This window comes from Novipirellula aureliae (genome assembly GCF_007860185.1).
Lineage (GTDB): Bacteria > Planctomycetota > Planctomycetia > Pirellulales > Pirellulaceae > Novipirellula_A > Novipirellula_A aureliae.
Genome location: NZ_SJPY01000008.1, coordinates 230,340 through 236,701 on the forward strand (window position 1 = coordinate 230,340; position 6,362 = coordinate 236,701).

General features: G+C 52.5%; 5 protein-coding genes. 3 read left to right on the top strand and 2 right to left on the bottom strand.

The genetic code is table 11. The annotated features are described in order from the left end of the window. Positions 1–331 precede the first annotated feature (331 nt). Positions 332–1,615 (top strand): 6-phosphofructokinase, encoded by a 1,284-nt coding sequence (locus Q31b_RS23185; protein WP_146602039.1) that lies wholly within the window; start codon positions 332–334, stop codon positions 1,613–1,615. Positions 1,616–1,759: 144 nt separating this feature from the next. On the opposite strand, the gene Q31b_RS23190 is transcribed toward Q31b_RS23185, so the two are convergent. Both Q31b_RS23190 and sufU read right to left on the bottom strand, forming a co-directional pair. Further along, positions 1,760–3,055 carry a SufS family cysteine desulfurase gene (locus tag Q31b_RS23190; protein ID WP_146602040.1) on the bottom strand — a complete coding sequence of 432 codons (1,296 nt, stop codon included), beginning with the start codon at positions 3,053–3,055 and terminating at the stop codon, positions 1,760–1,762. After that, entirely contained in the window at positions 3,055–3,510 is a 456-nt protein-coding gene (gene sufU, locus Q31b_RS23195; RefSeq protein ID WP_146602041.1) for a Fe-S cluster assembly sulfur transfer protein SufU, read from the bottom strand. The genes Q31b_RS23190 and sufU overlap by 1 nt, the downstream gene beginning before the upstream one ends. Before the next feature lie 1,467 nt (positions 3,511–4,977). On the opposite strand from sufU, the gene Q31b_RS23200 reads away from it, so the two are divergent. Then, positions 4,978–5,280, top strand: a complete 303-nt coding sequence (locus Q31b_RS23200; protein WP_146602042.1) for a hypothetical protein — start codon at positions 4,978–4,980, stop codon at positions 5,278–5,280. Positions 5,281–5,521: 241 nt separating this feature from the next. Next, positions 5,522–6,202: a transposase gene (locus Q31b_RS23205; RefSeq protein WP_231617786.1), complete on the top strand. Its 681-nt coding sequence runs from the start codon at positions 5,522–5,524 to the stop codon at positions 6,200–6,202. The last annotated feature ends 160 nt before the right edge of the window (positions 6,203–6,362 follow it).

Here is a 6,362-nt window from a genome sequence, read left to right on the forward strand (position 1 = left end):
GACACCGTTTCGGTAACTCGTTTGCGCTAAAAAGTTTGCGTTAAATAGCTTGCGTGAATCATTTGCAAACCGCGCGATGCCATCGCCCGATTGGCGTCAGCTTCGGTTGGCACGGCAGTTCACACGGCCTTCGCTAACGGCGAATGAATGATCCACGAGAATGATTCACGATAGGAAGCGGCAACCCCCTGAGCATAACAACGATTTGTGGAATCGAATACAGCAAACGCCATCTAGGTTTTTCGCCGCAGTTCTTTAAAATCAGGGGATTGATAGAATTGGCGAGCGACCGCTTTTCAGACTCCTCCCTTTACACAAAGAACGAATAACGATGCCAACTAGACAAAATCACGACATCAAGCGCGTTGCGATCCTTTTCGCTGGCGGACCAGCTCCGGCAGCCAATGCGGTGATTTCAACCGCAGCTTTTTCGTTTCTTGAAGAGGGTGCACAAGTTTTCGGTATCAAGCACGGCTATAGCCGATTGGCCGAATACACCGCTGCCGGACCGCTGCAGGAGGGGGTCGATTACATCACTTTTTCCCAGGATTCACTGACCAACGCTCGCAGCAGCCGAGGAATCATGATTGGGACGGCACGAACCAACCCTGGCAAGCACGTCAATTCGCCCGATCACCTCAATGACCCCGAATTGGTCGCACCGCTTCGCCGCGTTTATGAGGGGCTCTGCTCGCTTGAAATCGATGCCCTGATCTCGATTGGTGGCGATGATACGCTCAAAACGGCAAACAAGTTGAAAATGTTCCAAGACGGATTGCCTGCCGACGCACGGCGGTTTCCCGTCGTCCATTTGCCAAAAACAATCGATAACGACTATTCCGGGATCGATTTCACCTTCGGCTTCTTTACCGCTGTCGAAACCTTGGCCGAAGAAATTCGCAACCTGAACTTCGATGCCGCTGCCGGGAGAGCCTATTTCCTTTGCGAGGCGATGGGGCGAAGCGCTGGATGGTTGGCTTACGGTGCCGCCATCGCGGGCGAAGCCAGCATGGTGCTAAGTGTCGAAGACGTCACCGGTGCTTTGGCGACCGAAGAAGTGGTCAATCATGAAACAGGAGAAAAGCGGAAAGTGATGGCGATCGATCGGGTTATCGACCGAATGGTCGACATGATCATCGCTCGCGAACGCGAAGGCCGTGAATACGGCACGATCGTTGTCGCCGAAGGTATGGCCGAATTCTTGCCTGCGAAATACCTCGAAGGCGTGGATCGCGATGACCACGGTCATATCAATATCTCGTCGATCAATCTATCCGCTTTGTTTTCAAAGATGATTAGTCGCCGCTACAACGAACGAACCGGACGAAGCCGAAAAGTGAACGGCTTGCAACTCGGCTACGAAGCGCGATGTGCACCGCCTCATGCCTACGATGTCATGCTCGGTGCCCAACTAGGGGTCGGATCCTACCGAGCGTTGGTCGAAGAGAAACTAAACGGTGTGATGGTCTCGGTCTCCGGCCAACTCGATTTGCACTTCGTACCCTTCGAACAACTCGTTGACCCTCAAACGCTTGTGACCAAAGTACGCTTCATCGAAACCGACAGCGACTTCCACAAGTTGGCACGCTTCCTCGAAACCTGTATCGATATCTAAGACCCTCATACTTCGTTGTGACGCACGATTTGGTCATAACCCCATTCGAAACTTTTGAAGTTGCACGTTTTCGTACCAAAGGCATGACACCGGAGAGCCCAGGACGCAAATCCGGGCTAGGTGGCTGCCATCGCTTCGCGGCGATCAGCCTGTCCTGGGACGGCGTTTTCGTCCGCTCGGCGCAAATTTTTTCCGAGTCGACCTGACGGCTTCGATCAAGCGATCGGCTTCGGCAAACGTGTTGTAGAAATAGAAACTCGCACGCGTTGTTGCCGTCGCGCCGATCGCGTCGTGTAGCGGCATTGTGCAGTGATGTCCTGCACGGACGGCAATCCCAAAGCTGTCGAGACTCTGGGCCGTGTCGTGCGCATGGGCGTGATCGATTAGAAAACTAACAATCCCCGATTTGCGATCGGGAGTCGGTCCAATGATTCGAACGCCCTCAAGTTCACGAAGTCCCGCATCGGCATAAGCACCGATGCGACGTTCGTAATCGTGGATCTTATCGAGACCAATCTGAGAAATGTACTGAATTGCCGCTCCGAGTCCGATCGCTTCCACGATCGGTGGCGTCCCCGCTTCGAATTTTTCAGGCAATGCCGCCGAGCTGAATCCGCTCGTTGTTACCTGATCAATCATGCCACCACCGCCTAAGAATGCTGGCATTGCATCGAGGTGTTCCACCTTTCCGTACAACACACCGATGCCAGTGGGGCCGCATACCTTGTGCCCACTGAATGCCAAGAAGTCGACGTTCCAATCTTGGACATCGACCACGCTGTGAGGTGCCGCCTGAGCCGCATCGACCAACACGGTTGCTCCAACAGAGTGACCGAACTCGGTCCACCGCTTGACGGGGAATTCCGTGCCCAGCGTGTTGGAGGCAGCGGTAAATGAAAACAACTTTGGCCGATGGCGATCGAGGTATTCCAGGACGACCTCGTCCGCGATGTCGAACTTGTCATCGATCGGGATAAAGACAACGTTCAAGCCAATTCGCTCGGCCAGTTGGTGCCAAGGAACGATGTTCGCATGATGCTCGGCGATGGTTAGCAGGATGGTGTCACCGCTGCGAAGGTTTGTCTCGCCCCAGCTTCGTGCAACCGTATTGATCGCGGCGGTGCATCCGGCGGTAAAGACAATCTCCTTGTCTTCGGCAGCGTTTACAAACCGGGCGGTCGCCACGCGAGCTTGTTCATAGCGGTCCGTTGATTCCTCGCTAAGCGTATGGATGCCGCGGTGTACGTTGGCATAATAGGACTCGAAACAATCCGCCATCGTGTCGATCACTACGGACGGCCTTTGACTACTCGCTGCATTGTCGAGAAACGCCAGTGGTACGCCGTTGGAGACACGTCGTTTTAGGATCGGAAAGTCGCAACGATATTGCTCAGCATCAAAAATAGATGGATCCGCCGCGTGATTGGATAAGTTTGGCATTAGGACTCTTCGCTAAGACTAGGGCCGCCGAACCGAGGGGGGCCGTTGGAATCTTCATCGTCATCAATATCGCGTACGGGTGAATGCACCGCACTTTGCAGCACTCGCCAAGACAACAAACAACATTTTTGCCGATTGGGAGTCAGTCGCGGGCCGAACAATTTCAGCATCTCTTCCGCGGAAAAAGCCTTGACTTCGTCAAGTGACTTTCCTTCGATTGCTTCGGTTAACATCGATGCGGACGCTTGGCTGATTTTACAGCCTTCGCCATCGAACCAAGCTTGCTCAATTCGACCATCCTCGGACAACTTCAAATCGATCTGGATAACATCACCGCAGAGCGGGTTGTTGCCTTCGTCGGAATGAGTGGCGTCGGCGAGTGATCCCCGATGGTACGGATCCTCGTAGTGCTCCAAAACGTGTTCTTGGTAGATGTCGTGTTCGCTAGGTGACATTTTGACAATAGGAAATCGAGTAGAAAAAAACGAGCGCCCCGCTCTTTTCGGACGCTTTCACCATTTAAGTCTACGCAAGTTGTCAAAAATCGGCGAGTCCCCCTTCCGCCAAAGTTAGTCCCAAAAACGCAGCGGCAGTCGTCAAGACTTTCGGGCATCGCGATGGCCCCAGAACAAAGGTGAAGGGGGTGGTTTATTGCTACAAACTTCTTTGCCTTGGTGGATGGCCCGGGTTTGCCCACCAATCACGCGAATGAACGCCAATAAAAAAACGTCTTGATGGATTCGTGTTGGTGATCAAATTCTGCAAAACTTGACAACGATCAACGGGTGCGTCTATCATGTTTTGGTTCACCTCGCTTGGGAACCGATGCGAGAACAAAACGAACGAAAGCATCTTTTGACTTGGCAATTCTGGTATTGTTCCGGTCCCATTCACCTTCGCGGTGCAACGAAAGAGTTGGACCATCTATGATCCGATCGGGCAACAAAAGAGTTTTGAGGACGTCGGTGCAAACGTCTGCCGTACGTACGACGCTTCTCCGCGATACTTTTTTCAATGCATTTCCACTTACGACGAACGCGACAAGCAAGGGGTCCGAATGCAGTTGCCACCCGAACGATATCTCCGCAGTTCACGACAACGACCATGCTTCCATGTACGACCCCACCGGCAAGTCTCGCTCCAGAGACCCGATTGGGTTCAAGGGTAGTCCTTGGAACCTTTACGAGTACGTTAATTCAAAGCCTCTTATTTCGACTGATCCGTTAGGATTGCTGGGCGATCCCGATCCATTGCCTAAGACAAAACCGCCGATTCCGAAAACCAAAATCGTTAAGAACTGCGTCCGCATTGGTGGCAAAGCGTTTCTCGTGGTTTCGGTATTTGTTGAAGGAGTGTTGGTAGGAAAATGGATTGGTGATGAGTGCTTCCCACGCATTCCCGTTGATTCGGACCGTGCGCCTGAATGCAAGGGTAATAAGACTTGTATTTACTCATGTCGGTACATCGGGCCAGAAGCTTGCTCAACGGTTTTTACCATTAGCTACAAGGTGAACAATTGCTCAAGAGACTGCCCATCCAATATCAAGATCGACGTTTGTAATGCAGACCCGAGAGGCCAAGCTGCGAGGGATGGGGGATGTGATGGGAAGCATAGTCAGCGGAGGTGTCGATAACTTGACTGTCCGTTGATGTGGGACGCAAAGTGCTTTCGCTACGTCGTTAGGCATAAGACAACTCCTTTTGCGACTGGAGTGCTGCCGCGGGCAAGAACGCCGGGCTCATGATTCTTGATGCTCCGCCGGTGCCTGAGCGGAATTGTACTCACTACGGTTTGCAATTTTACTCTTACTCGCGGTTGGTAACCGCGATCGGTTAGTTAGATGAGCAAATTCGGTTTAGATGCACTTATCCCTAGTACGCCCCAAAGCGAAAACCCCTCGATATTGAGAGATGTACGAGCGATGCACTCAGAAGCACCCAGTTGGAAAGACTTGAAAATAGGCGATAGAATCCGAATCGTAAAAATTCCTTCTGTTTTCGCCGAATCACACTATCACAATGGCGACTGGGATGAGACGTTTGCACTTTATCGCGATTTAATTTTAAGGAATATGGTGGTGACAGTTTGTGAGATTGATGGCGCTGGCCGTCCGTGGATTGAATTCGATTCGCTTGACGCAGATGGCAATATTGCCAGTAATTCTCTTGCAGTCGACGACGATAGCTGGGTCTTTGCTGAGACGAATCAAACGGGACGGGGGTAGTTTCTGAAGGAAACGACTGCTTGCACCGGATCGAAGCGACACCCGAACGGTAGCCGAAAGGCTGCCGTTTTTCGTTGGTGGGCAGGATGCCCACCATGGCTTTCGGCTGGATGCCGAGTCCACGCACGCTTCGATGACACACCAAGGGACAGAGCATGATTCTGGTGAATTTGCCTTTTCCCTAACCGAGGTATACGATTCTTGGTGATTCTGCTGATGCTTTTCTCTCGGGAGGTGTGTGATGGTTCGGTTGGCACGTAGCGAAGTGTTTGATCCGCAAGAGGTCGTTGTCGCCCATCTCTACAATCGGACCTGCCGACGCTGTTTCCTGATGGGAAATGACCAAGTGTCCGGCAAAAACTTCGACCACCGGAAAATCTGGATCGAAAAGTATCTGCAACAGTTTGCAGAATTTTTCTCTTTAGATTTGCTAGCTTTTTCAATACTAGACAACCACATCCACTTGATCCTAAGATCGCGGCCCGATCTGGTGGCGACCTGGAGCGATAGGGAGGTGGCTCGGCGCTGGCTGATGCTCTGTCCACACCGCCGCAAATCCGACGGGTCGCCTTTGCCGCCAAGCGAGCCAGAACTCAAATCGATCGCTGGTTGTCCAATCAAATGCCAAGAAATCCGCGAGCGGCTGAGCAGTTTCAGTTGGTGGATGCGGCTGTTGTGCCAACGCGTTGCGATGCGAGCGAATCGCGAGGAACAGGAGTCGGGCCGGTTCTTCCAAGATCGCTACCGTGCAACTCGATTGACGGACGAAGCATCCCTGCTGGCCTGTGCCGCTTACGTGGATTTGAACCTGATTCGTGCCGCGATGGCGGAAACGCTGGAGCAGAGCGATCATACGTCGGTGCAAAAACGGACGCACACCAAGGGACAGAGCATGATTCTGGTGGATTTGCCTTTTCCCTAACCGAGGTATACGATTTCTGGTGATTCTGCTGACGCTTTTCTCTCGGGAGGTGTGTGATGGTTCGGTTGGCACGTAGCGAAGTGTTTGATCCGCATGAGGTCGTTATCGCCCATCTGTACAATCGGACCTGCCGACGCTGTTTCCTGATGGGAAATGACCA